The 4157-nt window shown below is 63.5% G+C and carries 4 protein-coding genes; 3 read left to right on the forward strand and 1 reads right to left on the reverse strand.

All coding sequences use genetic code 11. The annotated features are described in order from the left end of the window. The 3 genes from ACP5E6_RS14290 to ACP5E6_RS14300 all read left to right on the forward strand — a co-directional run. Positions 1–1472 (forward strand): choice-of-anchor D domain-containing protein (locus tag ACP5E6_RS14290; RefSeq protein ID WP_427955011.1); only part of this gene is annotated, 1472 nt, incomplete at its 5' end. Next, positions 1469–1828 carry a hypothetical protein gene (locus ACP5E6_RS14295; protein ID WP_427955012.1) on the forward strand — a complete coding sequence of 120 codons (360 nt, stop codon included), beginning with the start codon at positions 1469–1471 and terminating at the stop codon, positions 1826–1828. The genes ACP5E6_RS14290 and ACP5E6_RS14295, both read left to right, overlap by 4 nt. 381 nt (positions 1829–2209) lie before the next feature. Further along, positions 2210–2599: a transposase gene (locus ACP5E6_RS14300; protein WP_427955013.1), complete on the forward strand. Its 390-nt coding sequence runs from the start codon at positions 2210–2212 to the stop codon at positions 2597–2599. A 193-nt stretch (positions 2600–2792) separates the two neighbouring features. Here ACP5E6_RS14300 and ACP5E6_RS14305 read toward each other — a convergent pair whose 3' ends face one another. Further along, on the reverse strand, positions 2793–3659 hold the full coding sequence (locus ACP5E6_RS14305) for an EAL domain-containing protein (RefSeq protein ID WP_427955015.1): 867 nt from the start codon (positions 3657–3659) through the stop codon (positions 2793–2795). Positions 3660–4157: the final 498 nt, after the last annotated feature.

Raw genomic sequence — 4157 nt, forward strand, 5'->3', positions numbered from 1 at the left:
CGCAGCTGAGCACCAGCGGTGCGGCGGTATCCACCAACCTGTCCAGCATCCATCAGCTGGCGGCGGGGGCGACCGACAATTCGAGCTTCGTGATCGGTCTGAACACCAGCACCGCCGGGGCGCAGACCGGCACTGCCAACCTCGCGCTGCAATCGGATTCCGCGCCGGAGGGTTGCACCGGCGATTGCGTGCTGAACCTCGCGGGCCAGAGCGTTGCGGTGAGTGGCAATGTCTACCGGCTTGCGAACCCGACGCTTGACACCCCGTCCGTCACCCTCGCGGCGCGGGTGGGCGATGCCGCGCCGACCCAGGCGATCAGCCTGACCAACACCTCGCCCGACCCCTATACCGAGGCGCTGAAAGCGAATTTCGGCGCGGTCTCCGGCCCGTTCAGCGGAACCGGCGCGATCGGGGCCACACCGCTCGCAGCCGGAGCGACGAACGGCTCGAGCCTCGCGGTCGGGCTGAACACCGCAACCTCCGGCACGTTCACCGGCACCGCGGCGCTGAACTACATCTCGACCGGGCAGGGGACGGACAATGCCGCCGACATCGCCGATGGCACGGGCAGAGTCGCGCTGACCGGCAAGGTGTATCAGACGGCGGTGGCGTCGGTCACGCCCAGCGTGAATTTCGGGATCGTGCATGTCGGTCAGACGGTGGCGGCACAGGCGATCGATGTCGCCAACACCGCGAGCGGGGCATTGACCGATGTGATCACCGGCGGCTTCGGCACACCCGCCGCCGGTTCGCCGTTCGGCACGAGCGGCACGCCGGGCGCGGGGGTTGCGGCGGGAACCTCGTCGAACGCGCTGACGGTCGGGTTGAATACCAGCCAGTCCGGGATCTTCACGAGCGATGCCAATCTCGCGCTGAACAGCCATGACGCCAGCCTTGCGGATCTGGCACTGAGCACCTCTCCGGTCAGTCTCTCGGCGCAGATCGACAATTATGCCGTCGCGGCCTTTGGCAAATCGGGAGGTGCGGGGTCGTTCAGCGGGACCGGCAATGCGTTCACCCTGAACTTCGGATCGCTGGTGCAGGGGAGTTCGGTGGTCGATGCGTCGCTGTTCACGTTCAACGCGGCCACCGGCACGTCGGATCTGTTGAAGGGCGGCTACAGCATCGCCTCGGGTGCCGGTGATTTCGGTCTGAGCGGGCTGAACAGCTTCCTCGGACTCGCGGCAGGGCAGCAGACCGGGCCGGCGCAGATCAGCTTCAATACCTCGAGCCTCGGCAATTTCAGCGAGCAGATCGATCTGGCGGCAATCGGCTACAACGCCAGCGGCTACAGCGAAATGCTGCCGGCGACACTGACGATCGAGGGCGACGTGATCAGCAGCACGGTGCCGGTGCCCGAACCCGGATCGCTCGCGGTGCTGCTCACCGGGTTGCTGGCGCTGGTCGGTATCCGCTGGTCGGGCCCGTCCCGCCGTGCGGCTCGCCGTTCTGACCGGAGGAGCGCAGCATGAGCGGCGTGATGCCGAAATTCGGCCCTGGCGCCGAACTTGACGATGCGCCTGGGAGCCGGCGGATCGGGGCGGGGATCATGGCCTGGGTTGCTGCGGCGCTTTCCGGGTTGGTTTTGTTGCTGGTGACGGCCAACATCCTGCTCGGCCTGTGGGATCGGTCCTTGCAAGTCGGAGTCCAGCACCGCGCGGCATTTCTGACCCAGACCGTATCGTTGGGGCGGATCGATGATCAACTCATCATTGCCATCGCGACCAAGGCCGTGGCGAGCCATGATCCGGCGCTCGACGCGCTATTGAAACGGGCGGGCGTGTCATACCGGATCAACCACAAGGCAAACAAGGCGCCAGCACCATGAGGCCCAATCCTTCATCCGAACCGCGTTCGATCTGGATCGTGGCACTCTGTCTTCTGCTTGTCGCTTTCACGCTGCAATCCGGGTCCCGGACTCTTGGCCTGTTACAGAATACCCATGTGCTGGATCACATCGCTGTCGAGCAGGCTTCCGCGCTGCCGCAGAGCCTGCGGGCGCGCAATCAGCTTCATCTCCTGGCAGCGGGGATTATCGGGCTCGCACGGCAGGGAAACCCGAATGCAGCGGCTGTGTTGGCGGAAATGAAAGCGAGGGGTGTGGTGTTGTCCGGGCCAGGCATCTCATCTGCCGCGTCACCGGCCAGTGGGCTGCCACACTGAGGAGGGCCGCCCGGTTTCGGGCCGCTTGGCCAGAAACCAAACTTATTTGGCAACAGACGGCCATCGGAAAACCATCGCCGTCACCGCCGGCCTGCGCCTTGACGGCATCATCGTACCCCGGATCATCGACGGCGCCATGGATGGCGACGCGTTCCGAACCTATGTCGAGCGCGTTTTGATCGCCGGACCGCGTCCGGGAAATATCGTGATTACCGACAATCGGCCGGCTCACGAAGTACGCGGGGCCCGTAAGATGATCGAAGCCGCAGGCGCGTGGCTGCGCGACCTGCCGCCCTATTTTCCCGATTTCACTCTGATCGAAAATGCCTTTACCAAACTGAAAATCCTGCGCCGCGCCGCCGCAGCGAGAGCCGTTCCAGACTTGTTGAAAGCCATCAATTCGATCCTCGAGCGCCGCACCCCCAGCGAATGTTAGAACGACCTATTCGCCGCAGAATACAAGGCAGAATGATCAGAAATTGCGCCAAGCCCCACGTCTACCCATCGCTCAGCAAACATGAACGTTCCCCGGTTCACTTGTTTCGCGTCAATCGCTTTGTTTAAACGCGGGCATCGGCCGTTCTCAAAGTCGCTCATGCTCCGGAGGTCGCGTCGAAACGAGACGGCAATCAGGCAACCCCATGCTCGTGGAGCCCGTGCGCCCGCGCCCTGATTGCCTCGGCCGACATCGCCGGCCCGACCCATGGCCCCTGAACCAGATCGACCCCGAGCCTGCGAATTCGCGCCATTTCCGCCTCGGTTTCGACTCCATCGATCGTTACTGCGACCCCCAGGCGATGCGCGATCTCCACCGATGCCCGGATCAGGATGGTCTCGTCTGCCGCGTCATCGGGCGCCAAGGCGTGCGCCAATCGGCGGTCGAGCTTCAATCCGGTCAATGGCAGACGCGGCAGCAAGGCCAGACTGCCGAACATCGCGCCGAAACCCTCCAGGATCACGCCGACCCCACGGTCACGCAATGTGGCGATTGCATGGTGCAACGCCATCCCGCCTTCGACCAGTTCGGATTCGTCGATCTGCAAATCTACCCGCCCCTCGCCGATTCCCGCCCGATTAAGCGCGGCCAGCAGCGCGTCGCACACGGCACCATCGGCCAAGGTTCGACTCGGCAACGGCACGGCAACCCGCCAGTCCACCGGCCATCGTCCGACCTCTTCCGCCGCGGCATCCAGGGTGTAGCGTAGCATGTCACCGCGCAGCGCCGGTTTTTCGAGATCGCGCAACAGGGGAGCCACCGGGATCAGGCCACGCCGCCGGTTCGGCAATCCCACCCACAACTCGGCGCCCTCGATCCGATCAACCGTCCCGGTACGCGCCCCCCCAAGCCGCATGCGCGGCAGATAGCGCAGACGAAACAAGCCCTCACGAAGCGCTTCGGTCAGTCGCATCGCCCGCTTGCGCTGCTCCCCTGCTGCCAATCGCCGAAGTGACGCCCGCGTGCGTCGATCCGCCAACCCGGACTGAGGTTCGGTCATGCCCGGATCAGCCTCCGCAAAATCGGATGATTCCATTACGCTCACACACATTGCTCCAGTCGGAATTGCTCGATCATGATCGTCATCATGCATGCCGGAAGTAAAATTTCCGTTAGCGTAGCCTCGAAAACATCGACAAAATCACATCAATCTGTCGAGGCGCCGGTTTTCTAGACAGATGGACAAGCGAGTCTTCTCCATCATTGGACGCCGGTTTAAATACTTTCCCAGGGATGGCGCCGGATCATGATGGCGCAATGATTATGGTGTGAAGACGCACATCCTGCGCCTGAGTGATGATGAGCGCGCACAACGCGCCGGACCACGGAGCCAGCGAAATCAATTCGGCACGGCCGCGACGTCACCTGAAATGTCGCTCACGCCCTCTCCGTCCGGCATATTGACGTAACGCAGGAGAGCGTCGACGCCTTTGAGCAGTCATGCGCCTGTCTCAACACCAAAAGCTCCGCCATCTTCGGCGCGTTCCACAGCCACAAC

The sequence above is a fragment of the Acidiphilium sp. genome (assembly GCF_049977125.1).
GTDB lineage: Bacteria > Pseudomonadota > Alphaproteobacteria > Acetobacterales > Acetobacteraceae > Acidiphilium.

Coding starts and splice junctions, on each gene's coding strand:
- ACP5E6_RS14295 (WP_427955012.1), top strand. CDS start 1,469: ATGAGCGGCGTGATGCCGAAATTCGGCCCTGGCGCCGAACTTGACGAT.
- ACP5E6_RS14305 (WP_427955015.1), bottom strand. CDS start 3,659: ATGACCGAACCTCAGTCCGGGTTGGCGGATCGACGCACGCGGGCGTCA.